At 67.7% G+C, this 25,437-nt stretch carries 20 protein-coding genes and 1 tRNA gene; 12 read left to right on the plus strand and 9 right to left on the minus strand.

The genetic code is table 11. The features are described from left to right. Positions 1–3: 3 nt before the first annotated feature. Positions 4–1,458, minus strand: coding sequence for a flavin-containing monooxygenase (locus A9X01_RS23300; protein WP_065122990.1), 1,455 nt, complete (start codon positions 1,456–1,458; stop codon positions 4–6). Beyond that, complete coding sequence (locus tag A9X01_RS23305; RefSeq protein ID WP_065122991.1) at positions 1,455–2,033, minus strand: PadR family transcriptional regulator; 579 nt, start codon at positions 2,031–2,033, stop codon at positions 1,455–1,457. Before A9X01_RS23305 ends, A9X01_RS23300 begins: the two co-directional genes overlap by 4 nt. A 120-nt stretch (positions 2,034–2,153) precedes the next feature. Here A9X01_RS23305 and A9X01_RS23310 point away from each other — a divergent pair, with 120 nt between their 5' ends. Together A9X01_RS23310 and A9X01_RS23315 are read left to right on the plus strand one after the other, a co-directional pair. Then, positions 2,154–2,582, plus strand: coding sequence for a nuclear transport factor 2 family protein (locus A9X01_RS23310; protein ID WP_301336955.1), 429 nt, complete (start codon positions 2,154–2,156; stop codon positions 2,580–2,582). Between the two features lie 2 nt (positions 2,583–2,584). Next, positions 2,585–3,625 (plus strand): LLM class F420-dependent oxidoreductase, encoded by a 1,041-nt coding sequence (locus tag A9X01_RS23315; protein WP_065122992.1) that lies wholly within the window; start codon positions 2,585–2,587, stop codon positions 3,623–3,625. On the opposite strand, the gene A9X01_RS23320 is transcribed toward A9X01_RS23315, so the two are convergent. Both A9X01_RS23320 and A9X01_RS23325 read right to left on the minus strand, forming a co-directional pair. Further along, positions 3,594–4,748, minus strand: coding sequence for a sulfotransferase family protein (locus tag A9X01_RS23320; RefSeq protein ID WP_253849336.1), 1,155 nt, complete (start codon positions 4,746–4,748; stop codon positions 3,594–3,596). The two genes, A9X01_RS23315 and A9X01_RS23320, sit on opposite strands and share 32 nt — an antisense overlap. Before the next feature lie 77 nt (positions 4,749–4,825). Beyond that, the gene (locus A9X01_RS23325; protein ID WP_065122994.1) at positions 4,826–5,899 is read right to left on the minus strand and encodes a DUF1214 domain-containing protein; all 1,074 of its coding nucleotides are present in this window, start codon (positions 5,897–5,899) and stop codon (positions 4,826–4,828) included. Between the two features lie 74 nt (positions 5,900–5,973). Here A9X01_RS23325 and fdh point away from each other — a divergent pair, with 74 nt between their 5' ends. Genes fdh through nrfD form a run of 3 tightly spaced genes read left to right on the plus strand, consistent with a single transcriptional unit; the run spans position 5,974 to position 11,296 of the window. Beyond that, a complete protein-coding gene (gene fdh / locus A9X01_RS23335; protein WP_253849338.1) occupies positions 5,974–9,246 on the plus strand; it encodes a formate dehydrogenase in 3,273 nt (1,090 codons plus the stop codon). Next, a complete protein-coding gene (locus A9X01_RS23340; RefSeq protein ID WP_065122997.1) occupies positions 9,246–10,232 on the plus strand; it encodes a 4Fe-4S dicluster domain-containing protein in 987 nt (328 codons plus the stop codon). The genes fdh and A9X01_RS23340 overlap by 1 nt, the downstream gene beginning before the upstream one ends. Continuing rightward, positions 10,229–11,296 carry an NrfD/PsrC family molybdoenzyme membrane anchor subunit gene (gene nrfD / locus A9X01_RS23345; protein WP_065122998.1) on the plus strand — a complete coding sequence of 356 codons (1,068 nt, stop codon included), beginning with the start codon at positions 10,229–10,231 and terminating at the stop codon, positions 11,294–11,296. The genes A9X01_RS23340 and nrfD overlap by 4 nt, the downstream gene beginning before the upstream one ends. A gap of 105 nt (positions 11,297–11,401) precedes the next feature. Here the strand turns inward: nrfD and selD are convergent, their stop codons facing one another. Further along, entirely contained in the window at positions 11,402–12,373 is a 972-nt protein-coding gene (selD, locus tag A9X01_RS23350) for a selenide, water dikinase SelD (protein ID WP_065122999.1), read from the minus strand. A gap of 42 nt (positions 12,374–12,415) precedes the next feature. On the opposite strand from selD, the gene A9X01_RS23355 reads away from it, so the two are divergent. From A9X01_RS23355 to A9X01_RS23370, 4 genes are all read left to right on the plus strand, one after another. Continuing rightward, a tRNA-Sec gene (locus tag A9X01_RS23355) sits at positions 12,416–12,511 on the plus strand. Positions 12,512–12,539: 28 nt separating this feature from the next. Continuing rightward, positions 12,540–13,847, plus strand: coding sequence for an L-seryl-tRNA(Sec) selenium transferase (gene selA, locus A9X01_RS23360; RefSeq protein ID WP_065123000.1), 1,308 nt, complete (start codon positions 12,540–12,542; stop codon positions 13,845–13,847). After that, the gene (gene selB, locus A9X01_RS23365; RefSeq protein WP_065123001.1) at positions 13,844–15,634 is read left to right on the plus strand and encodes a selenocysteine-specific translation elongation factor; all 1,791 of its coding nucleotides are present in this window, start codon (positions 13,844–13,846) and stop codon (positions 15,632–15,634) included. The genes selA and selB overlap by 4 nt, the downstream gene beginning before the upstream one ends. Before the next feature lie 17 nt (positions 15,635–15,651). Next, complete coding sequence (locus A9X01_RS23370) at positions 15,652–16,875, plus strand: adenylate/guanylate cyclase domain-containing protein (protein ID WP_065123002.1); 1,224 nt, start codon at positions 15,652–15,654, stop codon at positions 16,873–16,875. Positions 16,876–16,877: 2 nt separating this feature from the next. Here A9X01_RS23370 and A9X01_RS23375 read toward each other — a convergent pair whose 3' ends face one another. Genes A9X01_RS23375 through A9X01_RS23385 form a run of 3 tightly spaced genes read right to left on the minus strand, consistent with a single transcriptional unit; the run spans position 16,878 to position 19,582 of the window. Next, positions 16,878–17,894, minus strand: coding sequence for a phosphotransferase family protein (locus A9X01_RS23375; RefSeq protein WP_436405297.1), 1,017 nt, complete (start codon positions 17,892–17,894; stop codon positions 16,878–16,880). A gap of 5 nt (positions 17,895–17,899) precedes the next feature. Next, complete coding sequence (locus tag A9X01_RS23380; RefSeq protein ID WP_065123004.1) at positions 17,900–19,120, minus strand: acyl-CoA dehydrogenase family protein; 1,221 nt, start codon at positions 19,118–19,120, stop codon at positions 17,900–17,902. Between the two features lie 48 nt (positions 19,121–19,168). Continuing rightward, positions 19,169–19,582: a cupin domain-containing protein gene (locus A9X01_RS23385; protein ID WP_065123005.1), complete on the minus strand. Its 414-nt coding sequence runs from the start codon at positions 19,580–19,582 to the stop codon at positions 19,169–19,171. Positions 19,583–19,685: 103 nt separating this feature from the next. On the opposite strand from A9X01_RS23385, the gene A9X01_RS23390 reads away from it, so the two are divergent. Beyond that, a complete protein-coding gene (locus A9X01_RS23390) occupies positions 19,686–20,180 on the plus strand; it encodes a DoxX family protein (RefSeq protein WP_253849340.1) in 495 nt (164 codons plus the stop codon). A gap of 25 nt (positions 20,181–20,205) precedes the next feature. Here the strand turns inward: A9X01_RS23390 and A9X01_RS23395 are convergent, their stop codons facing one another. Next, positions 20,206–22,443, minus strand: a complete 2,238-nt coding sequence (locus A9X01_RS23395; RefSeq protein WP_065123007.1) for an NADP-dependent isocitrate dehydrogenase — start codon at positions 22,441–22,443, stop codon at positions 20,206–20,208. Positions 22,444–22,793: 350 nt separating this feature from the next. On the opposite strand from A9X01_RS23395, the gene A9X01_RS23400 reads away from it, so the two are divergent. Beyond that, a complete protein-coding gene (locus A9X01_RS23400; RefSeq protein WP_065123008.1) occupies positions 22,794–23,951 on the plus strand; it encodes an LLM class flavin-dependent oxidoreductase in 1,158 nt (385 codons plus the stop codon). 18 nt (positions 23,952–23,969) lie between these two features. Next, on the plus strand, positions 23,970–25,355 hold the full coding sequence (locus tag A9X01_RS23405; RefSeq protein WP_065123009.1) for an NtaA/DmoA family FMN-dependent monooxygenase: 1,386 nt from the start codon (positions 23,970–23,972) through the stop codon (positions 25,353–25,355). Positions 25,356–25,437 lie beyond the last annotated feature (82 nt).

Below are 25,437 nucleotides of genomic sequence, written 5' to 3' on the forward strand. Positions count from 1 at the left end.
GCGTCAACGGATGTCGAAATGCGCCGGCTCGGGGACGGCCAGCATGGACGTCAACGTGGCGCGGTTGTACGGCCACAAGTCGATGGTCTTGTTGTCGGTGAGGTACCACGAGTTGCAGCCGGTGTTCCACACGGTGGGCGGCATCGCCGCGGCCACCGCGTCGTTGAACTCGTCGGTGGCTTCCTCGGTCACTTCGATCGACGTGGCAATGCCGTCCCGCAGCATGGCAAGGAAGCGCGCGATGTACTCGGCGGTCCGTTCGGCCGAGTACTGCAACGAGATCGACCCGGTGGGCGAGTTCGGTCCGAGCATGGTGAACAGGTTCGGAAAGCCGGGAATCGCCGTCATCCGGTAGGCCCGCGGACCGTTCGCCCACGCCTTTTCGATGGTGAGGCCGTCGCGACCGGTGACCTGCATCGGCCGCATGTAATTGTGCGGCGCAAAACCGGTGGCCAGCACGATCACATCGGCGGGCCGGTGGCGGCCGTCGGCGGTTCGGATCCCGTGCGGGGTCACCTCGTCGATCCGCTCGGTCACCAGCTCGGCATTTGCGGATTGTATTGCCCGGTAATACGTTTCCGATACCACCTGGCGCTTGCACAGTGGCTGGTAGTCCGGGGTCAGCTTGCTTCGCAGAACCGGGTCGCGGACCTGCAGGCGCAGGCACAGGCGGGCATAGCCCTGCACCGCGCGCCGTCGCCAGGAGGGGCGGGTGGTGACGTCGGCCAGAATCCCCGACGCCCACAACAGCGTTCGATACAGCCGGTCATGGGCGGCCGGGAACCGTCTCAGCGCTGTGCTGACAAGCTCGCTCTGCCGCAAGGACATCGGTGCCCAGAGGATCCACTGCGGCGATCGAACATAGTGGGTGATGGACGCGGCCGCCGGCTGCAGGGCGGAGACGATCTGCACACCGGTGGAGCCGGTGCCGATCACCGCGATGTGCTTGTGGTCGGTGGCGACGCTGTCATCCCAGCGTGCGGTGTGCACTGTGGCGCCGGCGAACTCGTCGAGGCCGGGTAGCTCGGGTACCGCAGGATGATGCAACACGCCGGTCGCGCAGACGACGACGTCCGCCCCGATCCGGTCCCCGCTCGCGGTGGTCAGCGTCCAGTTCGCGGCGTCGTCGTCCCATTGCGCCGCAACGACTTCGGTGTTCAGTTGGATGTGCTCCGCGAGCCCCAGTGACTCCACCACCTCGCGGTGGTAGCGCTGAATGTCAGGACCGTCGGCGAACAGGTGCGACCAGTCAGGTTTGGGCGCGAACCCGAACTGATAAAGCTGAGACGGCACGTCGCAGGTGAGTCCCGGATAGCGATTCCAATGCCACACCCCGCCCACGTCGGAGGCCTTCTCCAACACGGTGACTGCGGCGAATCCACGTCGGGTGAAGACGTGCAGGGCGGTGATCCCGGCCATGCCCGCGCCGATGATCACCACGCGTGGCTCACGGCTCATGCATCGACCCCGCGGCGCGCCGGGCAACCGCGACGCTCCATGATTGCCAATGTCCGCTCGGCCCAGCGGACGTTTTCCTGCTCAAACGCTATGCCGCGCAACAACGTCAGGTAGGGGCCGATCCGGTCGGTCTGTGCGACGTACTCGTCCTCGGTGCGTCCGGCCAGGAGCCGGGCCCGCAACCGCTCATAACGCTCGAGCTTGGCGACGGCCCACTGCAGGCGTTCGGCGACGGAATCGCGTACGGCTCGAAGGTCACCCGCATCGGCGGCCGCGACCTTGATCATCAATTCGTCCCGGATCGCCGACGGTCGGGGCGCCCGTGCGGTGAAGTGGTGGATCGCTTCGCGCCCCGCGTCGGTCAGCGAGTACATCCGCTTGTTGGGTCTGCGTTCCTGGTGCACCACGCGGGCCTGGATCAGGCCCTGCTCGGCGAGCCGTTCCAGCTCGCGATAGAGCTGTTGGGGGGTGGCCATCCAGAAGTTGGCCACCGAGGCGTCAAACTCTTTGGCCAGGTCATAGCCGGAGGATTCACCCTCGAGGAGTGCGGCGAGCACGGCGTCACGCAGCGACATCGGCCGATCGTACAATGACGCACCTATTCAACAAAGTGATTATTTCCCTATAGACATATTGGCGGCCACGTTCTAGCGTCGGTCACGTCTAATCAACGTGTTGACTATGCGAGGTTTCTTGTGAGTTCCCAGCACCCCTTCCGGAAAGCGGTGGAGGAGCAGGACGAGGCGGCCATCCAGGCGATGCTGGCCGACGATGTCGTGTTCACCAGCCCGGTTGCGTTCAAGCCGTACGTCGGCAAGCCGATCACGGCGGCCATTCTGCGCGGTGTGTTGCGCGTGTTCGAAGACTTCCGGTACATCCGCGAGATTCACGACGAGAACGGCCGTGACCACGCGTTCGTGTTCGAGACCGTGGTGGCCGGCAAGAAGATCACCGGTTGCGACTTCCTGCACTTCAATGAGGACGGCCTGATCGACGACTTCATGGTGATGGTGCGTCCGCTCTCAGGAGCGACGGCACTGTCGGAGGCGATGGGCGCCCAGTTCGAACGCATTCAGCGGGAGGCCGCAGAATTGGCTCCCGAGCTGAGCCGGGTGCAGGGCTGATCATGCGCATCGGACTGGCGATCAACTATGCCGGCGGCTTCAAGGAAGTCGCCGCCGAAGTGGCGGACCTCGAACGCGCCGGGCTGGACATTGTCTTTGTCCCAGAGGCGTATTCGTACGACGCGGTCAGCGCGCTTGGCTATCTGGCGGCCAGCACCGAGCGGGTCGAGCTGGCCTCGGGGATCCTGCAGCTTTACACGCGCACTCCGACTCTGACCGCAATGACGGCAGCCGGGCTCGACTACGTCTCCGACGGCCGATTCACCCTCGGGCTGGGCGCTTCCGGGCCGCAGGTGATCGAGGGTTTCCACGGCGTCCCCTACGACGCCCCGATCGCAAGGACGCGGGAGGTCATCGAGATCTGCCGTCAGGTGTGGCGCCGCGAGACCGTCCGCTACCAAGGCCGGCACTACACGATCCCGTTGCCGCCAGAGCAGGGCACCGGTCTTGGCAAACCGCTGAAGCTGATCAACCATCCGGTGCGGGAACGGATTCCGATCCTGGTGGCCGCACTTGGGCCGAAGAACGTGGAGTTGGCTGCGGAGCTGGCCGAAGGGTGGCAACCGATCTTCTTCCTGCCGGAGAAGGCGCAGGACGTGTGGGGTCAGGCGCTCACCACCGGACGGTCAAAACGCGACCCGGCGCTAGGGGAGCTCGAGGTTTATGCGGGCCCTACGCTGGCCATTGGTGAAAACGTCGAGCCGCTGCGCGAATTCGTCAAGCCGCACCTGGCGCTGTACATCGGCGGCATGGGCGCCAAGGGCAAGAACTTCTATCACACGCTGGCCACCAAGTACGGGTACGGGCCGCAGGCCGACCGGATTCAGGAGCTGTACCTGGCCGGCGACAAGGAAGGCGCCGCCAAAGTCGTTCCCGACGAACTGGTGCGCGACGTGAACCTGATCGGCAGCCGGGAGTTCGTCAAAGAGCGGGTGGCGGCCTTCCGTGAGGCGGGCGTGACGACGCTGAATGTGGCGCCCATCGCGGGGACGCCCGGCGAGCGGGTCAAACTCATCGAGACGTTGCGCGAGCTGACGGACTAACTATCGACTGGAACCGCCGCCGTAGTTCGGTCTCGTCGATGGCGAACTCGGCGGGCGTGTAGCGGTGGCGGTTTCCGTCAGCCGGGTGCGCGGCGTGGTAGGCGGCAACGAACGCATTGGGATCCCGCGGCGGGTCCATCTCTGCGGTGCGATAGATGACATCCAGCGCCGCAACGGGATTCTCGACGAATGCGCGGTAGTCCAGGTCGACGAAGGTCGCACGGCCGGCGTCGGCCGAGGCCCGGAAGTCCGCGGCCCGGCGAAACCACAACTCGCTCTGGTCGATCTGCTGCCGGCCGACCTCGACGGGATCGACATCGTCGCTGTAGGTCGACCGGTACACGGCGAACAGGCTGGATCCGGAGGTCAGCGTTTCGACGATGTCGCGATGGATTTGCACCACGGTGGCACCGGGAAATGTTGCGACGAGATGGCGCAGTTCGGCCGTGTGCGCGGGTGCTTTGAGGACGAAGCGGCGACCCCGGTGGGTGGCACCGGATGCCAGCAGCTGCAACACTTCTCGGTACCGCTCGTAGGTGGCGGCCAGATTCTGGCCGGCGAGCCAGGCCGCATATGACGGCAACCGCAACATCGAGGTGAATCCCCAGTTGCGCAGGTCGGTGCCCATCCCCAGCACGCATTCCTCGGGCAGGGTGGGGCCGGACGGATGCACGAAGGCCATGTCGGGATTGAGCGTGTGCAGCAGCTGGGTCGCCGCAGCGGACACCTCTGTATTGCCGGTAGGTTCCGGGCCGGCGAATGACCACGGCGCGACGAGCTCGGCCGGCAGGGGGGCGCGCAGCCGCGGGTCGCTGCCCAGCAACCGGAACAGAAATGTGGTGCCGGTTCGCCAGCCGCCGATGATCACGATCGGCGGATCAAGTTGCACATCAACCACTTCGGGATGCTCGGCGCGGTACTTCGCGATCGCGGCTCCCGCGCTCAGCCGGCCGATCGCCATCTGTGCCACCATCCGGGTACCGACCGCGTTCAGCCGCCCTTCCTCCCTGGCCGAGCCCAGCAGCACGTCGAGTCCGTCCTGCCACCCGTCGGCGAAGACCGGTTCGCCGCAGCGCGTTACGGCCTTCTCCAGCACGGCCGCCGGATCGAGACGATATCGCACGGGTCTTTCGTCGCGATCCTGCTCGGCAGCCGCATAGATCGCGACGGCGGTGGGTGTCCGGGGTGTGGGGCGCCAGGTCATTGCGGGCCGATCAGGTCGGCGAGCGGCACGCACCGAACGGTCGGCAGCTCGGGGTCGGCGGCCGGTTGCAGGAATCGCAGCACGAACAGGCCGAAACCGCGGCCCTGGGTGTCGAGCCAGTCGTGGCTGGCAAGCTGCGGGTCTCGTACTGCGAGCACGAAGCGGAAGCGCCCGTCCCGGATCCTGCTGGTGGCCGCGGTGCGAGAGATGACGTGGTGGCGATAATCCAGGGAGTTCAGAAAACGGTTGTACAGGACGATGTTCCAATGCCGGCACGACACCAGCGGCCCCTCGATGAACAGCGCCTCGTCGGGGTTCAGCCGCCAGGATCCGCGCAGATAGTGGATTCCGGGCTCGGTGAACGCCGCCCCGCCGGCCATCGCGGTCCAGTGCCGGATGCTGTTGGGTGCCTTGACGTCTGCGGCGACGGAGAACTCGAGCAGCTTGGGCAGCTGGGTCAGCAACGCGCCGAGGCGCGACAGGTCACGGTCGAGGCGTCCGCTGTCGGCCGGCGGGCGATCCGCCGGGCCGCCGAGTGTCTCGATCCGGCACGAGCCGGGGCGCGCCGGGTGGACTTGGTCGTGCACATACCGTACCCACACCGACGTCGACCCTGTCGGCAACCGCAACCGCGTGCCGTCATCAATAGCGTTGGTGGACAACACGATCTCGAAATCGCCGTCGGAGTCCACCGTCAGCGAGTCACTGTCGACGCGGGCGACCGCTGTTGTGCTGGCGATGTCGGTGCCTGCGTAGACGGTGATCGACTGATACACCGAGTCGCCGACGTTGCCGGTGATCCGGTACTCGCCGTCGTCCCTGAGGTCGGTGATCCAGTAGCGGTAGTCCGGGTTGTCCATGAAGAACTTCTCCCGCCACCCGTTGAACGGCACGAGCTCGGGAAGCTCCCTGTCGATCTCGAAGCGGCCGAGCAGATTGTTCAACGCTCGCAGCAACGCCCGTTGGGCGTCGGCGCGGTCGAGGCTGTCGAGGTATTCGGTGGACTTGACGATCTCCTCGCCCGCACTGGACAGCCCGGCGATCAAAGCTTGCCAACCGCTCGTGGTCATCGTGTCAGAGTAGGGCCGGCCCGGCGCCGTGATCGTCGGGGGCGGCCGCGTCGTCGCGCCGCTAAGCTCGCGTCATGGCCAAGAACTCGCTGCCCAAGCTCTTTCTGGAATGGCCCGTTATCCGGCAGCTCCGGTCCGGGGACGTGCTCGGCCGCGGACCGGCCGTCACGTCCAAGCAGACGCGTGCGCTGACGCCGCGCACGTCAACGGCCGACCGGGTGGTGCAGAGCATCTGCCCGTACTGCGCGGTCGGCTGCGGGCAGCGGGTGTACGTCAAGGACGAGCGAGTCATACAGATCGAGGGTGACCCCGATTCGCCGGTGTCGCGCGGGCGGCTGTGTCCGAAGGGTTCGGCCAGTGAGCAGTTGGTGAATTCGCCGGGCCGGCAGACCAAGATGCTCTACCGGGCACCGCACGCGACCGAATGGCAGCCGCTGGACCTGGACACCGCCATCGACATGGTGGCTGACCGCTTCGTGGAAGCGCGCCGGCACGCGTGGCAGGACATCGACAAGAAGGGCCATCCGCTGCGCCGCACCCTCAAGATCGCGGCGCTGGGCGGCGCGACGCTGGACAACGAAGAGAACTACGTCATCAAGAAGCTCTTCACGGCCGCCGGCGCCATCCAGATCGAGAACCAAGCTCGTATTTGACACTCCTCCACAGTTCCCGGTCTGGGAACTTCCTTCGGGCGCGGTGGCGCCACCCAATCACTGCAGGACATGGCCAACGCGGACTGCGTCGTCATCCAGGGCTCCAACATGGCCGAGTGCCACCCCGTCGGCTATCAATGGGTCGAAGAGGCTCGGGCCAAGGGCGCCAAGGTCATTCACGTCGACCCGCGGTTCACCCGCACGTCGGCGGTGTCGGATAAGCACATCGCGATCCGGGCCGGTTCCGACGTGGTGCTGCTCGGTGCGCTGATCAACTACGTGATCAGCAACGAGCTGTGGTTCTCCGAGTATGTGGTCGCCTACACCAACGCGGCGACCCTGATCAACGACGACTTCCAGGACACCGAGGACCTCGGTGGGCTGTTCTCGGGGTTCGATCCCGAGACGGGCCAATACGACCCGTCGACCTGGAGCTACGCCGAACAGGAGAACGGCGAGCACGGCGCCAGCGCGTCGGCGCGCGCCGCCGGGCACTCGCACGGCAGCGGCGGCCCGGTGTTGCCGCATGCCCGGGTGCTGCGGGACGAGACGCTGCAGGATCCGCGGACGGTTTTCCAGATCGTCAAGCGGCACTACTCCCGCTACACCCCGGAGATGGTGCGCGATGTGTGCGGTATCCCTCTCGAAGACTTCGACTACCTCGCGCGGGCGGTGACCGAAAACTCCGGCCGCGAGCGCACTACCTGCTTCGCCTACGCCGTCGGCTGGACCCAGCACACGCTCGGTGCCCAATTCATCCGGACCTCAACGATTCTGCAGTTGCTGCTCGGCAACATCGGGCGACCGGGCGGCGGAATAATGGCGCTGCGCGGGCACGCCACCATCCAGGGCTCGACCGACATCCCGACGCTGTTCAACCTGTTGCCCGGCTATCTGCCGATGCCCAAAGCCGGGTTGCACGACACCTTCCGGGACTACATCGACGCGGTCGGCCCGAAGAACCAGAAGGGTTACTGGGCCGATGCCGACGCCTACCTGGTCAGCCTGCTCAAGGCGTGGTGGGGGGATGCGGCCCGCGCGGACAACGACTGGGCGTATGACTACCTCCCGCGGCTGTCGGGTCCGCACGGCACCTATCAGACCGTGATGGCCATGCTTGAGGACGAGGTCGACGGGTACTTCCTGCTGGGACAGAACCCGGCCGTCGGGTCGGCGCACGGTCGCATGCAGCGGCTGGGCATGTCACACCTGAAGTGGCTGGTCGTACGCGACCTCAACCTCATCGAGTCGGCCACGTTCTGGAAGGACGGTCCCGAAATCGCGTCGGGAGAGTTGAAGACCGAGGACATCGCCACCGAGGTGTTCTTCTTCCCGGCGGCCACCCATGTCGAGAAGGCAGGCTCGTTCACCCAGACCCAACGGATGGTGCAGTGGCGACACCAGGCGGTCGACCCGCCGGGCGACTGCCAGAGCGAACTGCAGTTCTTCGTCGAACTGGGCAACCGGATCCGGCAGCGCCTGGCCGGCTCGACGGACGAGCGGGACCGCCCGCTGCTGGATCTCACTTGGAACTACCCGACCAACGAGCACGGCGAGCCGGACTCCGAGGCGGTGCTGGCCGAGATCAACGGTTTTCAGCTGACCGGGCCCGAGCCTGGTCGTCCGCTGTCCGGCTATCACGAACTGCGCGCCGACGGGTCGACGTCCTGCGGCTGCTGGATCTATTCCGGAGTGCGGGCCGACGGCGTCAACCAGGCCGCGCGCCGGGCACCGCAGGGCGGTCCGCGGCCGAATCAGTCCGAGTGGGGCTGGGCGTGGCCCGCCGATCGGCGCATCCTGTACAACCGGGCCTCCGCCGATCCCGACGGAAAGCCGTGGAGCGAGCGCAAGCGCTACGTCTGGTGGGACGAGCAGCAGCGCCGCTGGGTCGGTCACGACGTGCCGGACTTCCCGGCCGACCGCGCCCCCGGCGACCGGCCCGACCCGGACATCGGCGGGCCCGCGGCCCTGGCCGGCGACGACGCGTTCATCATGCAGGCCGACGGCAAGGGCTGGCTGTTCGCGCCCAAGGGCCTGGTCGACGGTCCGCTGCCGACGCACTACGAGCCGCAGGAGTCACCGGTCGCGAACGCGCTGTATCCGCAACAGCAGAGCCCGTCGCGAATCATGTTCCCGCGCAAGGACAATCTGTGGGCGCCGAGCGCCGGCGAACCGGGCGTCGAGGTGTATCCGTACGTCTTCACCACCTACCGGCTCACCGAGCACCACACCGCGGGCGGAATGAGCCGGTGGCTGCCCTATCTGTCCGAACTGCAGCCCGAGATGTTCTGTGAAGTGTCGCCGGAGCTGGCCGCCGAGCGCGGCCTAGAGCCGTACGGCTGGGCCACCATCATCTCGCCACGAGCCGCGATCGAGACCAAAGTGCTTGTCACCGAACGGATGACGCCGCTGACGGTGGGCGGGCGCACCATTCACCAGATCGGCTTGCCCTACCACTGGGGGGTGGGCAGCGACGCGGTGGTCAGCGGGGACGCGGCCAATGACCTGCTGGGCGTGGTGCTGGATCCCAACGTGCAGATCCAGGAGTCCAAGGCCGGATCGTGTGACATCCGCCCGGGCCGACGGCCGCAGGGCGACGCGTTGCTGCGCCTGATCGACGAGTATCAGTCGCGGGCGGGTGTGACCGTCGAGACGGACAATGTCCGCGTCACCGATCCGGAACGGGAGGGCTGATGGGTCAGCTGGCCGGACCTACCGACCCGACTTCCGATGCGCACTGGCCCGAGCCACAGCCGCGCAAAGGATTCTTCACCGACACCTCGATCTGCATCGGCTGCAAGGCCTGCGAGGTGGCGTGCAAGGAGTGGAACCGCAACCCGTTGGACGGTGACCTGGAGATCCTGGGCTCCTCCTACGACAACACCGGCCACCTCGGGGCCAGCACGTGGCGGCACGTCGCGTTCATCGAGCAGGGGCGGGACAGAATCGAGCAAGCCCGCGAGTCCGGGCGCGCGCTGGTCAGTCTCGGCATGCCGTCGATCCCCAGCGCAGCCGATACAGCGCCACCCTCGAAGCCGCCTACGAACCCGCCCGAGACCCCGGAGTTCCGCTGGCTGATGGCCTCGGACGTGTGCAAGCACTGCACGCACGCGGGCTGCCTCGACGTATGCCCGACCGGCGCGCTGTTCCGCACCGAGTTCGGCACCGTCGTCGTGCAGGACGACGTCTGCAACGGTTGCGGCACCTGCGTCGCCGGGTGCCCGTTCGGGGTGGTCGAACGCCGCAGCGACGGCACCTATACGACACCCGCGAAACGTTCCGAGCGGCCGGGGCACGAGTTCGTCACCGGAGTGGCCCAGAAATGCACGCTCTGCTACGACCGGCTCGTCGAAGACGAGACACCGGCCTGCGCCAAGACCTGCCCGACCACGTCGATCAAGTTCGGCGACCATGACGACCTCGTCGCACAGGCCCGCGAGCGGGTCGCCCAGTTGCATGCGCAGGGGCTCACCGAGGCCCGCCTCTACGGCGCCAACGAGAACGACGGTGTCGGCGGAATCGGCTCGGTCTTCCTGCTGCTCGACGAGCCCGAGGTGTACGGCCTGCCGCCCGACCCCCGGGTTTGCACGGCCGACCTGACGACCATGTTCAAGCGGGCCGGTGTCGCCGCCGCCGGCATGGTGGGCGCCGCCGTGCTGGCGTTCTGGAGCAGCCGGTGAGCACATCCGAATACGACAGCCTGCGACCACCCGAACCCGCCGGCGGTAAGCGGCGCCGGGGCAAGGGGCGCCGTCGGCGCGACGAGTCGCTGATGGTGCCGGAGGCGGAGTTCACCTCGTATTACGGGCGCCCGGTGGTCAAGCCGGCGCCGTGGGGACACGAGGTGGGCGCGTACCTGTTCCTGGGCGGGGTGGCCGGCGGGTCCGGCCTGCTGGCCGCCGGTGCCCAGCTGACCGGCCGGCCGACGCTGCGGCGCAACGCGCGGCTGTCCGCGCTGGGCGCGGTGGCGCTGGGCGCGGCGGCGCTGGTCAAGGACCTCGGTCGGCCGGAGCGGTTCGTCAATATGTTGCGCACCGTCAAGCTGACCTCGCCGATGAGCCTGGGCTCGTGGATTCTCAGCGCCTTCAGCGCGGGCGCCGGAGTGGCCGCGGTGTCCGAGCTGGACCGGCTCACCGGGGAACGGGTGCCGCTTGGGCCGTTGCGGCCCGTGCTGCGTGCGGTCGAGGGTCCCGCCGGCCTGGAAGCCGCGCTGTTCGCGGCGCCGCTGGCGGTATACACCGCCGTGCTGCTCTCCGACACCGCGACGCCGACCTGGAACGCCGCGTACCGGGACCTGCCGTTCGTCTTCGTCAGCTCGGCGAGCCTGGCCGCCTCGGGGCTGGCCATGATCACCACCCCGGTCGCCGAGGCCGGTCCGGCCCGCAAGCTCGCGGTCATCGGCGCGGTGTGTGACCTCGTGTCGGCGCGGGTCACCGAGCACCGGATGGACCCGGTGACCGCCGAGCCACTGCACCACGGGACGCCTGGCCGGATGCTGGAATGGAGCGAACGCCTGGCCGCCGCGGGCGGATTGGGAGCGCTGCTGGGCGGGGGACACCGCGTTACCGCGGCCCTGTCCGGTCTGACGCTGCTGACGGCGTCGGCGCTGTTGCGGTTCGGCTTCTTCGAGGCGGGCAAGGACTCGGCGCGCGATCCGCGCTACACGATCGAGCCACAGAAGCGCCGGCTGGCGGCCCGCCGCGCGGCCGGTGTCACCGACGACTCGATCACCACCGCGGGTTGACGCTGCGCGTCAGCCACGCGGCGTTGACGCTGCGCGTCGAGCGTGCTCCTTACGCACCTGAAATCGCAACTTTTGGGCCATAGCCCCCACGCTCGGCGCGCCCGTTCAGCGGATCTGGATGCCGCCGCGGGCGACGGTGTGGCCGATCACCGGATGACCCGGCAGTTCGCCGACCACCAGCAGACCGCCGGACGTCTGTGCGTCGGCGAGTAGGAGCAGGTCGTCCTCGGTGACGTCTGGCGATTGGGTGAGATGCGGCCGCACCCAGTCCAGATTGCGGCGGGTCCCGCCGGAGACAAAGCCGTCTTTCAACGCCCGGCGCGCGGCCTCGAGCACCGGGACCGCGGATCGGTCGATGACGGCGCCGACGCCGGACGCCCGGCACATCTTGTGCAGGTGCCCCAGCAGCCCGAAGCCCGTCACGTCGGTGGCCGCGCGCAGCCCGGCGTCGGTGGCCGCCGCGGCGGCGTCCCGGTTCAAGCGGGTCATCGTCGCGACCGCCTCGTCAAAGATCTCGCCCGTCTGCTTGTGCCGGTTGTTCAGCAGTCCGGTGCCCAGCGGCTTGGTCAGCGTGAGCGGCAGGCCCGGCTCGGCGGCGTCATTGCGCAGCAGCTTCGCCGGGTCCGCGACGCCGGTCACCGCCATGCCGTACTTCGGCTCCGGGTCGTCGATGGAATGGCCGCCGATCACCGGGCAGCCCGCCTCCGCGGCCACCGCCAGCCCGCCGCGCAGGACCTCGGTCATCAGCTCCAGGGGCAGCGCGTCGCGCGGCCAGCCGACCAGGTTGATCGCGATCACCGGCCGCCCGCCCATTGCGTAGATGTCGGACAGCGCGTTGGCCGCGGCGATCCGGCCCCAGTCGTAGGCATCGTCGACGACGGGGGTGAAGAAATCCGCGGTGGACAACACCGCCAACTCGCCGACCAGCACCGCGGCCGCATCGTCGCCGTCGTCAAGCCCGACGAGCACGCCGTCGCCGGGCTGTCCGACCAGCCCGCGCACCGCGTCCTCGAGTTCACCGGGTGGGATCTTGCATGCGCAGCCGCCGCCGTGGGCGTAGCCGGTGAGCCGGGTCATGGCCCGAGCGTACGGGCGGGGCAACGGGTTAGGTTTAGCCGTGGAGGCGTTTGGGTTCCTGGTGGTCCCCCCGGTCTTCAAAACCGGTGAGATCGAGCATCTCGGTCTGGCGGGTTCGATTCCCGTCCGCCTCCGCCAGTCGCCTACCAGGAAGCGGTGAAGATCAGTGACGCAGGTCGACCCGCGCCGATTGATTCCGCGCACGGATCAATTGCTGGCCCTGCCCTCGGTGCAGCGCGAACGAAAACGACTGGGCGACAACGTGATCAGAGAGCTGATCAAGACGGTTCAGGATCGGGCCCGACAGGGTGAAGTGCCGCCCGAGCAGGTGCCCGACGCGCTGGAAGCCGCCCTGGCGGCCCGGGCCACCACCTCGCTGCGGCCGGTGCTGAACGCCACCGGTGTCGTCGTGCACACCAACCTGGGACGGGCGCCGCTGGCCGCCGGCGCGGTCGAGGCGCTGATTGCCGCCAGCGGCTACGTCGACGTCGAGCTCGACCTGTCCACCGGCACCCGCTCCAAACGCGGTGTCGCCGTCCGCCGCGCCCTGCTGGACGCCTGCCCGCAGGCCGAGGAGGCGTTGGTCGTCAACAACGGCGCCGCCGCACTGGTGCTCGCGACCACCGCCCTGGCCGCCGGAGCCGAGGTCATCGTGAGCCGCGGGGAACTGATCGAGATCGGCGCGGGTTTCCGGCTACCCGACCTGATCGCCTCGACCGGCGCCCGGTTGCGCGAGGTCGGCACCACCAATCGCACACATCTCGCGGACTACACGGCCGCGCTCGGCCCGAACACCGGCTGCGTGCTCAAGGTGCACCAAAGCAATTTCCGGATGCAGGGGTTCACCGCGGCGGCAACGCTCCCCGAGTTGCGCGGCCTACTCGCCGACAAACAGATTCCGCTGATCTCCGACCTGGGCAGCGGCCTGCTGACCCCCGACCCGCTGCTGCCCGACGAGCCGGACGCCGCCACCGCGCTCTCCGAGGGCGCCGACATCGTCACGGCAAGCGGTGACAAACTCCTCGGCGGCCCGCAGGCCGGGATCGTCCTGGGTCGCGCGGAGGTGGTGTCCAGGATGGCGCGGCATCCGCTGGCCCGGGCGGTGCGCGCCGACAAGCTCACGCTGGCCGCACTGGAGGCCACGGTGAGCGCGGGCGGCTCGTTGGTCACTGAGGCGCTGCACGCCGACGGCCGGCGGTTGCGTGCGCGTGCCGACAAGCTGGCCGCCGCGGTGGGCGCCACCGTCGTCGCTCATGACGGCCGGGTCGGCGGCGGGGGAGCGCCGGGCGTGCCCCTGCCCGGCTGGGCCGTGCGGTTGCCGGAGTCGGCGGCCGGACCGTTGCGCACCGGGAACCCGCCCGTCTTGCCGCGCGTGCACGACGGCGCCTGCCTGCTGGACCTGCGCTGCATCCCGGAGGCCGACGACGACCGCCTGCTGAGCGCCGTCCGGACCGCGTTGGGTGAGGCGAGCTGACCAGACACGTCGTCGCCACGGCCGGCCACGTCGACCACGGCAAGAGCACCCTCATCCACGCGCTGACCGGGATGGAGCCGGATCGGTGGGAGGAAGAGCGTCGCCGCGGCCTGACCATCGACCTCGGCTTCGCCTGGACCACGCTGGAGTCGGGCCGCGCGGTCGCCTTCGTCGATGTGCCCGGCCACCACCGTTTCCTGGCCAACACGCTGGCCGGACTGGGTCCGGCGCCCGTGGTCTGCTTCGTCGTCGCCGCTGACGAAGGATGGCGGGCCCAGTCCAGCGATCACCGCGATGCCGTTGCGGCGCTCGGCATTCGGCATGGCCTGATCGTGGTCACCCGCGCCGACCGGGCCCCGCAGCGGGGACTCGAAGTGCTCGCGCAAGCCCGGGAGGAACTCGCCGACACGGGTTTACGCGACGCGCCCGGGGTGGTTGTGTCCGCGGTCACCGGCGCCGGGCTGGGCGAGCTGCGCGAAACCCTCGACGGTGTGCTCGCGGTACTGCCCGCGCCCGATACCAGCGCGCGGGTCCGGCTCTGGGTCGACCGTTCCTTCACGATCACCGGCGCCGGCACGGTCGTCACCGGCACCCTGGCGGCCGGCAACCTGGCGATCGGGGACCAGCTTGAGCTGGCAGGCGCCTCGCGCACCCGATCGGCGACAATCCGCGGACTGCAAAGTTGCGGTGTGCCGCACACCGCGCTGGAGCCGGTGACGCGGGTGGCGCTCAACCTGCGCGGCGTTCCGCGGGAAGCCGTCGGGCGCGGTGACGCGCTGCTCACCCCCGGTGCGTGGCCGAGCACCCGGCTGTTGGACGTGCGGCGAGCGACCGGCGACCCGCTGCCACAGCTGCCCGCACAGCTCGTCGTGCATGTGGGCACCGCCGCGGTGCCCGCGCGCCTGCGGCCCTTCGACGACGACCACGGCCGGCTCACCTTGGCCCGTAGGTTGCCGCTGGTGCTCGGCGACCGGTTGGTGTTGCGCGACCCGGGCAGCGTCCGGCTGCTGGGTGGCGCCCAGGTGCTGGACGCCGAACCGCCCGCGCTACGCAGACGCGGCGACGGTGGGCGCCGGGCCGCCGTGCTGGCCGCGATGAACGCCGGTGGCGACGCCGCGGCCGAGGTGGCGCGGCGCGGTGCGGTACGAGCCGACCACCTGCGCCGGCTCGGTCTGTTGACCGACGTGCTGCCCGCCGACATCGAAGTGTTCGACGGCTGGTGGGTGCACCGTCCGGCGCACGAGGCGTGGCAGCACCGGCTGCGTGCCGCAGTCGAGGACCTGCAGTCGCGAGACCCGTTGAGCGAAGGGATATCCCGCGGCGCCGCGGTCGACCTGCTGGGTCTCGTCGACGAGTCGCTGCTCGACATCGTGGTCCGTGACACGGAATTGGAGCAGCGCGGCGGCCACATCCGGAGTGCCGGCGCCGCAACCGGACTGGGACGCGCCGAAGCACCGGTCAGCGAACTGGAAATTCGGTTGCGCGCCAACCCGTTCCGCGCGCCGGAGGCCTACGAACTGCAGGCGCTAGGCCTGGGCAACCGCGAATTGGCCGCCGCCGAACGCGCCGGCAGGCTGCTGCGGCTGCGCGACGGCGTGGTACTGCTGCCGAACGCACCCGCGCTGGCGATGCGCGCACTGGCCCGGCTGCCGCAGCCGTTCACCACCAGCCAAGCGCGGCAGGCGCTCGACACCACCCGGCGGGTGGCGATTCCGCTGCTCGAGCACCTCGACTCCCGCGGGTGGACGCGGCGACTGGACGCCGGTCATCGTGAAGTCGTGCGGTAGCCGATTAGGCTGCACGGATGGCGCTCGAAGCGCGTACAGCGGCGGCGCGGGACCCGCAACATACCGAGCGCGCTACCCGGCAGGAGCGGGTACTGACCCTGACCACCCGCATCGGCGCAGGGGTCGGCGCGTTCTTCACCGTCGCGTCGATATCCATCGGGCATGGCGGCATGGTGCTCGGCGCAATGGGTGTCGTCAGCACTGTCATCTACCTCGCGATCCCGTTGCTGTACCGCTTCGGTGAACTAGTTGCCCCGGTGACCTTCACCCTCGCGGCCTACGCGTTGGTCACCGGCATCAGCATCCATGTCGGAACCGGCTCGGGGCTGCAGTTCTACTACCTGGTCGGCGCATCGATCGTCGTGTTGGTGCTGGGCATCGACCATCTGGCGCTGGCATCGGTGTTGGCGGCGGTGGGCGCGGTACTGACCATCGCGCTGCAGGTGCTTGTCCCGGAAAAGACCGGAGTACAGCCTGACTGGGCTTACACCTTCGGGTTCGTGCTGTCCATCGTCTCGGCGTGGTTCATGGTGGTTGCCACCATCTGGTACGCGCTGCGCGAAATCACCCGCGCGGAACGGGATATCGAGACCGAATACAACCGCTCCGAGGCCCTGCTGACCAACATTCTGCCTGCCTCGATCGCCCAGCGGCTCAAGGCCCGGTCGGATTCGGTGATCGCCGACAAGTATGAGGACGCGTCGGTGCTGTTCGCTGACATCGCCGGGTTCACGCGGCGGGCCAGTGAAATACCGCCTACCGAACTGGTGGGACTGCTCGACGACTTGTGCACCCGCCTGGACGCCCTCGTGGATCGGCACGGCCTGGAGAAGATCAAGACCACCGGCGACTCGTACATGGTGGTCAGCGGTGTACCCGAGCCACGCCCGGACCATCTCGAGGCGCTGGCGCACCTGGCCTTGGATATCGCGGAAGCGGCTGCGCAATACAAAGATTCGCGTGGCCACAAGGTTCCGCTGCGGATCGGTCTGGCGGCGGGGCCGGTCGTCGCCGGGGTCGTCGGGGCCCGCAAGTTCTTCTACGACGTGTGGGGCGACGCGGTCAATGTCGCGTCACGGATGGAATCCACCGGCGTCGAAGGCAGAATCCAGGTGCCGCAGGGGGTTTACGAGCGCCTCAACCATTCCTTCGATTTCGAGGAGCGCGGCGACATCGACGTCAAGGGCAAGGGCGTTATGCATACCTGGTTCCTGGTCGGCAGGCGCGGCGAGCAGCAGTAACGCTAAATACCTGCGGCGTCGGCGATTTCGCGTGCCCGCTGCACCCGCGCATCGATCCAGCTGGTGTCCGGGGTGCCGGCCGAAGCCTTGTTCTGCGGATTCTCCAGCGCGCGGCGCAGGACACCTTCGGCGATGATCGCCAACTTCCACAACCCGAAGGCGTGCCAGTACTGCAGCGCGGTCGCATCGCGTCCGGTCGCGTCCAAGTACAGCCGCGTCATCTCGGCCCGATCGGGGAAACCCTCCAGCGTCGACGGCGCGTAGTCGCCCGGCACGGTCTCGCCGGGCTCGGCCCAGTAGGTGAGCAGCGACCCCATGTCGGCCAGCGGATCTCCGAGCGTGGACAACTCCCAGTCCAGGGTTGCCACGATCTCGCCGGTCTCCGGCGAGGTGATCAGGTTCCGCAGGTGAAAGTCCCCGTGCACCAGGCTGATCTCGCGTTGCTCTGGGGCCGCGGCCACCAGCCGCCGGGTGAGGTCCTCGAGCTCGGGCAGTTCCCGCATCTTGGACAGTTCCCACTGCCCCGCCCAGCGTTTGAGTTGTCGCTGCGCATATGGCTTGTGGCTGGCCAGGTCCGCCAGACCCACCTCGGTGAGATCGACGGCGTGAATCCTGGCCAGGGTGCGCGGCAGATCCACCGCGATCTGCCGCCGCTGCTGGGGCGTCAGTGCATCGGCGACACTCATCGTGTCCACCACCAAGCCGTCGACGAACTGCATCAGCACCAGCGGCACCTCGGAGAACTCCGGATCGGTTGTAGTGCCCAGGATTTGGGGAACCGGAACGTCGGTTTCCCACAATGCCGAGATGATCCGCGCCTCCCGCAGCACGTCGTGCGCCGACGCCAGCAGATGCCCTAGCGGCGGGCGCCGCAGCACCCAGGCGCGCCCAGCGCCGTCCTGGACGCGATAGGTGAGGTTCGATTGCCCCAGGCCGATCCGCCGGAATTGCAGCGGCGCATCGAACTCGATGCCCAGCGAGGTGAGCCAGCGGGCTACCGCGTCGGGGTCCAGGCCCACGACGGTCACTTCGGCGCGCCCGCGCGGTACTTGCGCAACTCCTGGCTGGCGATGGCGCGCTTGTGTACCTCGTCCGGGCCGTCGGCCAGGCGCAGGGTGCGCAGGTGGGCCCATGCCATGGCCAACGGGAAGTCGTCGGTGACCCCACCGCCGCCGTGCACCTGGATGGCCCGGTCGATGATCTTCAGCGCGATGTTGGGTGCGGCGACCTTGATCGCGGCGATCTCGGTGCGGGCCTCCTTGTTGCCTACCGTGTCCATCAGATACGCGGCCTTCATGGTCAGCAGCCGGATCATCTCGATGTCGATGCGGGCCTCGGCGATCCAGTCGCGGATGTTGGCGTTCTCGCTGATCGGCTTGCCGAAGGTGACGCGCGACTGGGCGCGTTTGCACATCAGCTCCAGCGCCCGCTCGGCCATGCCGATCGCCCGCATGCAGTGATGGATACGCCCCGGCCCGAGTCGGGCCTGGCTGATCGCGAAGCCCTCGCCTTCGCCCTTGAGCACGTCCTTGCTCGGTACCCGCACGTCGGCGAAGTCGATCTCGGCGTGCCCCTCCCGATCCTGATAGCCGAACACCGACAGGTTGCGCCGGACCGTGACACCCGGCGCGTCGATGGGCACCACCATCATCGACTGCTGGCGGTGCGGCGCCGCATTCGGATCGGTCTTGCCCATCACGATCAGCACCTTGCAGTTGCGGTGCATACCGTTGGAGGCGAACCACTTTCGGCCGTTGAGCACATAGTCGTCCCCGTCGCGCACCATCGACATCTCCACGTTGGTGGCATCCGAGCTGGCGACCGCGGGCTCGGTCATGGCGAAGGCCGAGCGGATCTTGCCGTCCAGCAGGGGTTTGAGGTAGCGCTCCTTGTGCTCGTCGGTGCCGAAGAGGGTGAACACCTCCATGTTGCCGGTGTCCGGCGCGCTGCAGTTACATGCCTCGGAGGCAAGGTGGCTGCGGCCCATGATCTCGGCCAGCGGCGCGTACTCCAGGTTGGTCAACCCCGGTCCCCACTCGGCGTGCGGGTGAAACAGGTTCCACAGGCCCCGCTTTCGCGCCTCGGCCTTGAGGTCCTCGAGGACAGGCGGATGAAAGTGCGGATCACCGGCCTCCCGCATCTGCTCCTCGTAGACCGCCTCGGCGGGGTAGACGTGCGAATCCATGAACTCGCGCAGATCTGACTGGTACTGCTGGGCGCGCTCGGAGATCTCGAAGAGGGACATACCCACTGTCCTACACTCGGGCGGCTGGGCAGATGCTGCCGGGCTCGCCTATGCCGGCGCGGGCAGCCGCAGATGCTCCTTGGCGGCCAGCTCGTGGTCGTCCACCCGAACCAGCATGGGTTGTCCCGGCACGCACAGCATCGTCACGACGAATCGGACCCTGACATCGTTGCGGTGGTTGCCGTCCCGATAGTGGATGACGTCACCGCCCGGTTCCCAGAACGCCTCACCCGCCCGCACCACCCGTGGTGCCTCACCTTCCAGCTCGAACAACATCTCGCCCTCGAGCACGTAGCCGAACGCGGGACCGCCCGGGTGCCGGTGCGGCGGCGCACCGGGGCTGCCCGGCGGGTATTCCACGACGATCGTCATGGCGTCGGCGTCCGGCGAAATCGCCGGCGGCTTCACGTGCTGCACAACCGAGAAGGCATTCTCCCAATTAGGGTCGAAATCTTGCGGCATTGCGCAAACCTACAGCGCAGGAGATGAACTTCATATGGGCATTGGCCGTGTGACCGAAGGGCCCACAACGTGGCGGGTCGCACGGCACCGGATGGAGGACGGCGTGATCGGAAGAATATGGCGTTGGCTGGCAGAGGCGCCGGACAGCGCCCCCGCCGCGACCATCTTGATCCGACTGATGGCGGGCGGAGTCTTCCTCTGGGAAGGCGTCATCAAGTTCGTCTTCCCGAACCAGGGCGTCGGGCGGTTCACCAAGATCGGCATTCCATTTCCAGAGCTGTCCGCCGACTTCGTCGGTGTCCTGGAGATCATCGGCGGGACCCTGCTGCTGCTGGGTCTGTGTACCCGGTTCGTCGCGATCCCGTTCATCGTCGAGATGGTCGTGGCGATGCTGTCCACCAAAATCGCTATGTTCTATGGTGTTTCACCGTTGCCGTTACCCGCTTCGCCACCTCAGACCGGATTCTGGGCCGTGCTGCACGAAGTGCGCTCCGAGTACGCCCAGTTGCTGACCGTGACATTTCTGCTCATCGTCGGCGCCGGACCCTGGTCGTTGGACGGGCTGATCGCACGACGAAAGAAGCGTCGCCCAATCTGATCCGGTGCGGCGACAACGCGCAGCGTCACTCCCGAATGTCGGCCAGCGCGTCGTTGAGTGTCTTGCTCGGCCGCATCACAGCCGCGGTCTTCTCCGCATCCGGGTAGTAGTAACCACCTATGTCGACCCGCTCGCCCTGCGCCTTGTTGAGCTCGGCAACGATCTTCTCCTCGTTCTTGCCCAACGTGTCCGCGAGTGCCCCGAAGTGCTTCTTCAGTTCCTCGTCGTCGTCCTGGGCGGCCAGCTCGCGGGCCCAATACAGCGCGAGGTAGAACTGGCTCCCCCGGTTGTCGAGCTCGCCGACCTTGCGCGACGGGCCTTTGTCGTTCTCCAGCAGGTTGCCGATCGCCGAGTCCAGGGTCTTGCCCAGGATCTTGGCGCGCTCATTGCCGGTCTTGATCCCGATGTCCTCGAAGCAGGCGCCCAGGGCCAGGAACTCACCCAGCGAATCCCAGCGCAGATGGTTCTCCTCCACCAACTGGTGGACGTGCTTGGGTGCCGAACCGCCTGCGCCGGTTTCGTACATGCCGCCGCCGGCCATCAACGGGACGATGGACAACATCTTGGCGCTGGTGCCGAGCTCGAGGATCGGGAACAGGTCGGTGAGGTAGTCACGAAGGATGTTGCCGGTCGCGGCGATGGTGTCACACCCGCGAACCAAGCGCTCGAGCGTGTAGCGCATGGACCGCACCTGGGACATGATCTGAATGTCCAGGCCCTCGGTGTCGTGATCCTTGAGGTAGGTCTGCACCTTCTTGATCAACTCGTTCTCGTGCGGCCGGTAGGGGTCGAGCCAGAACAGCACCGGCATGCCCGAGGCCCGCGCCCGGTTGACGGCGAGCTTGACCCAGTCGCGGATCGGCTCGTCACGCACGATCGGCATCCGCCAGATGTCGCCTTCCTCGACGTTCTGCGTCAGCAGTACCTCGCCGGTCTCCAGATCGACGATGTCGGCGACGCCGTCCTCGGGGATCTCGAAGGTCTTGTCGTGCGACCCGTACTCCTCGGCCTGCTGCGCCATCAGACCCACGTTGGGAACCGTGCCCATCGTGGTCGGGTCGAACTGTCCGTTCGTCTTACAGAAGTTGATGATCTCCTGGTAGATCCGGGAGAAGGTGGACTCCGGGTTGACGGCCTTGGTGTCCTTCTGCCGCCCGTCGGCGCCGTACATCTTGCCGCCGGCGCGGATCATCGCCGGCATCGAGGCGTCGACGATCACGTCGCTGGGCGAATGGAAGTTCGTGATGCCCTTGGCGGAATCGACCATTGCCAACTCGGGGCGGTGCTCGTGACAAGCGTGCAGGTCGCGGATGATCTCGTCATGCTGCGACGCGGGCAGCGACTCGATCTTGTCGTACAGGTCGACCAGGCCGTTGTTGACGTTGACACCCAGTTCGTCGAACAACTTCTGATGCTTGGCAAAGGCGTCCTTGTAGAAGATCTTCACGGCGTGCCCGAACACGATCGGGTGTGAAACCTTCATCATGGTCGCCTTGACGTGCAGCGAGAACATGACGCCGGTCTCGTAGGCGTCCTGCATCTGCTCCTCGTAGAACTCGCACAGCGCCCTTTTGCTCATGAACATGCTGTCGATGATGTCGCCCTCGAGGAGCTCGACTTTCGGCTTGAGCTCCAGGGTCTCGCCGCTCTTTGTCTTCAGCACCATCTTCACGTTGCGGGCCCGGTCCAGCGTCATCGACTTCTCCCCGTGGTAGAAGTCGCCGCCCTTCATGGTTGCGACGTGGGTGCGCGACGCCATCGACCACGGAGCCATGCTGTGCGGATGCTTGCGCGCGTACTCCTTGACCGCCTTGGGGGCACGGCGGTCTGAGTTGCCCTCACGCAGGACGGGGTTCACCGCGCTGCCCAGCACATTGGCATAGCGCTGGCGGATCTCCTTTTCCTCGTCCGTCTTGGGGTTGCCCGGGAAGTCCGGGATCTTGTAGCCCTTGCCCTGCAGTTCCTTGACGGCGGCCACCAACTGCGGCACCGAGGCGCTGATGTTGGGCAGCTTGATGATGTTGGTGTCCGGGTCCTGGGTCAGCTTGCCCAGTTCGGCCAGGTTGTCGGGGACGCGCTGGTCCTCGTCGAGATAGTCGGGGAACTGCGCGAGGATGCGGGCAGCGACAGAGATGTCGCTGGTTTTGATCTTGATACCCGCCGGCTCGGCGAAGGCACGCACTATCGGAAGGAAGGCGTAGGTCGCCAGCAACGGCGCCTCGTCGGTCAGCGTGTAGATGATTTCCGGCTGCTCGGCGCTCATACGTAGTCTCCCGGCGTCAGTGTCGGTCAGATTGTGAGGGGCTCACTTCATCGCCAGCCACAACAGCGACACTAACGCACGTCGGGGATCGGGGGCCGAGACAGACGCCGCACTCTGGGTGGTTACAGATGACCGGCCGGACGAACGGGCCGCGGCACCGGCTGTCGCCGGGCAGCTCGGGCACCGGCCAGCCGTTCGGCCGCATGGGTAACCATCGTCACGCGGCGCCGGAATAAACGCAGCTGGCAGCGGGTTTTGCGGGGCATGCTTTCTCTCATCGGGAGCCAAACCCGTTACCCGTCGGTGCAGGCGACTTAGCCTCGGCACCGAGAACGAAAGGTGGCCCGCCAGTGGCTAATCCGTCGGATCATTTGCACCTGGCCGTAGCGCTGGACGGCGCCGGCTGGCATCCCGCGGCTTGGCGAGAACCGGAGGCCGCAACGGCGCGGCTGTTCACGCCCGGCTACTGGGCGGATCTGGTCGCCGAGGCCGAACGCGGATCGGTTGACTTCGTCACCTTCGAGGATTCGCTGGCGCTGCAATCCGATGATCCGCGGCAACCCGACGACAGGATCGATCGCGTTCGCGGTCGGTTGGACGCGGTGCTCATCGCCGCACGGATCGCGCCGCTCACCAAGGGCATCGGTCTGGTGCCGACGGCCGTCGTGACCCACACCGAACCGTTCCACCTGTCCAAGTCGATCGCCACGCTCGACTACGTCACCTCGGGCCGGGCCGGGGTCCGCGTCCAGGTCACGGGCCGCGCTGACGTGGCGGCACACTTCGGCCGCCGCCACGAACTCGACGACCTGTTCGTCGAGGCCGCCGACTACGTCGAGGTGTTACGGCGGTTATGGGACAGCTGGGAGGACGACGCGGAGATCCGCGATGTCGCCAGCGGGCGGTTCATCGACCGGAACAAATTGCACTACATCGACTTTCGTGGCCGCTGGTTCTCGGTGAAGGGTCCCTCGATCACGCCGCGGCCGCCGCAGGGCCAGCCGTTGGTGGCGGCACTGGGCCACGGCGGACCGTCCTACCGACTTATCGCCGAGAGCGCCGACGTCGGGTTCGTCACCCCTCGCGACGCGGCCCAGGCGGCCGACATCGTCGTCGAGATCGGCGCCCTGCGGCAAGCCGTCGGCCGCGATGACGAACGGCTGCATCTCTTCGGTGACCTGGTTGTGCTCTTAGCCGACACGGCACCGGCGGCGGCGGCTCGGCGACGTCGTCTCGACGACTTGGCCGGTGCCGAATTCGGCAGCGACGCACCAATTTTCACCGGCACCGCCATACAGCTGGCCGACCTGCTGCAGGACTGGCACGCCGCGGGTCTAGCCGGGTTCCGGTTGCGGCCGGCGGCGCTCCCGCACGACCTGGTGCAGATCACCGAGCGCCTGGTGCCGGAGTTACGCCGACGGGGGCTGTACCGCGACGGCTATCCGGCCGACACGCTGCGCGGGTTGCTCGGCCTGGCCCGTCCCCGCAACCGCTACGCCACCGCCTGATCGACACGAGGATTCGCAATGAGTAAGCCGCTGAAGCAGATTCACTTGGCCGCGCACTTCCCAGGGGTCAACAACACCACGGTGTGGAGTGATCCCGCCGCGGGCAGCCACATCGAGTTCAGCTCGTTCGCCCAGTTCGCCCAGACGGCCGAACGGGGCAAGTTCGACTTCCTGTTCCTCGCCGAAGGGCTGCGCTTGCGCGAGCAGAACGGGCAGATCTACGACCTGGACGTGGTCGGCCGTCCGGATACCTTCACCATCCTCGCCGCGCTGGCGGCGGTCACCGATCGGCTCGGCCTGACCGGCACGATCAACTCGACTTTCAACGAGCCGTACGAGGTCGCCCGCCAGTTCGCGTCGCTGGACCACCTGTCCGGCGGGCGCGCCGCGTGGAACGTGGTGACCTCCTGGGATGCCTTTACCGGCGAGAACTTCCGGCGCGGCGGGTTCCTGGCCGAGGACCAGCGTTACGACCGGGCCAAGACGTTCCTTCAGGTGACCCAGGAATTGTTCGATTCGTGGCACGGTGACGAAATCGTGGCGGACAAAGAGACCGGCGTCTTCCTGTCCGACCCGGACGCCGGAGCGTTCGTGCATCGGGACGCGCACTTCGACATCCACGGTCGATTCAACGTGCCGCGCAGTCCGCAGGGCCGGCCGGTGATCTTCCAGGCCGGCGACTCCGACCAGGGACGCGACTTCGCGGCGTCGTCCGCCGACGCGATTTTCTCCCGGCACAGCACGCTGGAGGCCGGACAGGCGTTCTACGCCGACGTCAAGGGCCGGCTCCCGCGCTACGGGCGGCGCCGCGATGAGTTGCTGATCCTGCCGGCCGCGACGTTCGTGATCGGCGACACCGATGCCGAGGCCGAGGACCTCGCACACGAGGTCCGGCTTGCGCAGGTCTCCCCGCAGACGGCGATCAAATTCCTCGAACAGCTCTGGAACCGGGACCTGTCCGATCACGATCCGGACGGGCCGTTGCCGGCGGTGGACCCGGTCGTCGGCGAAAACACGATTGCGCGCGGGCGCGCCAGCGTGCGCATGCACCGCGACCCGATCGCGGTCGCCAACGAATGGCGCGCCAAAGCCGAGGCGGAGAACCTGACCACCCGCGAACTGATCGTCGAGGTCACCGGACGCCAGTCCTTCATCGGTGCACCGGACACCATCGCGAGCGCGATCAACGATCTGGTGCAGGCCGACGCCAGCGACGGGTTCATCCTGGTCCCACACATCACCCCCGGCGGTCTCGACCCGTTCGTCGACCGGGTGGTGCCGCTGCTGCAGGAGCGCGGTGTGTTCCGCGCCGACTACACCGGAACCACGCTGCGCGACCATCTGGGCCTGGCGCCGCTCCCGGCGCCCCGCCGGTCGAAGGACTCGCGCTGGGCGGCCTCATAGCCGCATGAACGCGTGGTGCAGGTTGCCGATCGACGCCGGGAGGCCGGTTGTCACTACGATCACTCACCGACACGGGGATCGA

It is taken from the genome of Mycobacterium asiaticum (assembly GCF_001668675.1).
In the GTDB taxonomy this organism is placed as follows: domain Bacteria; phylum Actinomycetota; class Actinomycetes; order Mycobacteriales; family Mycobacteriaceae; genus Mycobacterium; species Mycobacterium asiaticum_D.

Coding starts and splice junctions, on each gene's coding strand:
- A9X01_RS23300 (WP_065122990.1), bottom strand. CDS start 1,458: ATGAGCCGTGAGCCACGCGTGGTGATCATCGGCGCGGGCATGGCCGGG.
- A9X01_RS23305 (WP_065122991.1), bottom strand. CDS start 2,033: ATGTCGCTGCGTGACGCCGTGCTCGCCGCACTCCTCGAGGGTGAATCC.
- A9X01_RS23315 (WP_065122992.1), top strand. CDS start 2,585: ATGCGCATCGGACTGGCGATCAACTATGCCGGCGGCTTCAAGGAAGTC.
- A9X01_RS23325 (WP_065122994.1), bottom strand. CDS start 5,899: ATGACCACGAGCGGTTGGCAAGCTTTGATCGCCGGGCTGTCCAGTGCG.
- A9X01_RS23340 (WP_065122997.1), top strand. CDS start 9,246: ATGGGTCAGCTGGCCGGACCTACCGACCCGACTTCCGATGCGCACTGG.
- selD (WP_065122999.1), bottom strand. CDS start 12,373: ATGACCCGGCTCACCGGCTACGCCCACGGCGGCGGCTGCGCATGCAAG.
- A9X01_RS23370 (WP_065123002.1), top strand. CDS start 15,652: ATGGCGCTCGAAGCGCGTACAGCGGCGGCGCGGGACCCGCAACATACC.
- A9X01_RS23380 (WP_065123004.1), bottom strand. CDS start 19,120: ATGTCCCTCTTCGAGATCTCCGAGCGCGCCCAGCAGTACCAGTCAGAT.
- A9X01_RS23385 (WP_065123005.1), bottom strand. CDS start 19,582: ATGCCGCAAGATTTCGACCCTAATTGGGAGAATGCCTTCTCGGTTGTG.
- A9X01_RS23395 (WP_065123007.1), bottom strand. CDS start 22,443: ATGAGCGCCGAGCAGCCGGAAATCATCTACACGCTGACCGACGAGGCG.
- A9X01_RS23405 (WP_065123009.1), top strand. CDS start 23,970: ATGAGTAAGCCGCTGAAGCAGATTCACTTGGCCGCGCACTTCCCAGGG.